This is a genomic window from Arthrobacter sp. efr-133-TYG-118, from assembly GCF_030209755.1.
In the GTDB taxonomy this organism is placed as follows: Bacteria; Actinomycetota; Actinomycetes; order Actinomycetales; family Micrococcaceae; genus Arthrobacter.
On sequence record NZ_JARVRH010000044.1, the window covers coordinates 1 to 1,034 of the forward strand.

Annotated in this window: 1 pseudogene; it reads right to left on the reverse strand. The window is 66.5% G+C overall.

The features are described 5' to 3' along the window. A pseudogene (locus QRN59_RS24250) lies at positions 1-1,034 on the reverse strand (pyruvate dehydrogenase (acetyl-transferring), homodimeric type); the annotation flags it as partial.

Consider the following 1,034-nt stretch of genomic DNA (forward strand, 5'->3'; position numbering starts at 1 on the left):
AGCTGGGCCCGGGGGCCGTCGGTTTTCGCCGGGGCCAGCAGGTAGATGCCCTTCAGGAGGCCCTCGGTGTCGAGGTTCTCCGGTTCCGCGGGCTGGCTGATGGGTTCGTTGTACACGGTGAGGTAGTACATCAGGTTCCGGTCGGCGGAGTGTTCCCCGTACATGCGTTCGAGTCCGTCGCGGATGATGTGGCCGATTTCGTAGCCGTAGGCGGGGTCGTAGGTGAGCACGGCGGGGTTGGTGGAGGCCAGGATGGGGGAGTGTCCGTCGGCGTGTTGGAGTCCTTCGCCGGTGAGGGTGGTCCGTCCTGCGGTGGCGCCGATGATGAAGCCGCGGGTCATTTGGTCCGCGGCGGCCCAGAAGGCGTCGCCGGTGCGTTGGAAGCCGAACATGGAGTAGAACACGTAGATCGGCACGAGGGGTTCGCCGTGGGTGGCGTAGGCGGTGCCGGCGGCGGTGAAGGCCGCGACGGCGCCGGCTTCGTTGATGCCGGGGTGGATGAGCTGGCCCATGGGGGATTCCTTGTAGGCCAGGACGAGGTCCCGGTCCACGGAGAGGTAGTTCTGGCCCTTGGGGTTGTAGATTTTCGCGGTGGGGAAGAACGCGTCCATGCCGAAGGTCCGGGACTCATCCGGCACGACCGGGACGAAGCGTTTGCCGAAGTTCTTGTCCCGCATGAGGTCCTTCAGGAGCCTCACGAAGGCCATGGTGGTGGCGGCCTGCTGCTTGCCGGAGCCGCGCTTGGCGACCTCGTAGGACTTCGCGTCCGGCAGCACCACGGGGGTGTGCGTCGAGCGGCGTTCGGGCACGGACCCGCCCAGGACCGCGCGGCGGTCCATCATGTACCGGATTTCCGGGGCGTCCATGCCGGGGTGGTAGTACGGGGGCCGGTACAGGTCGGTGTCGAGCTGCTCGTCCGTGATCGGGATGCGCAGGTGGTCGCGGAAGGCCTTGAGGTCTTCCATGGTGAGTTTCTTCATTTGGTGGGTCGCGTTGCGGCCCTCGAAGTGGGGTCCGAGTCCGTAGCCCTTGAC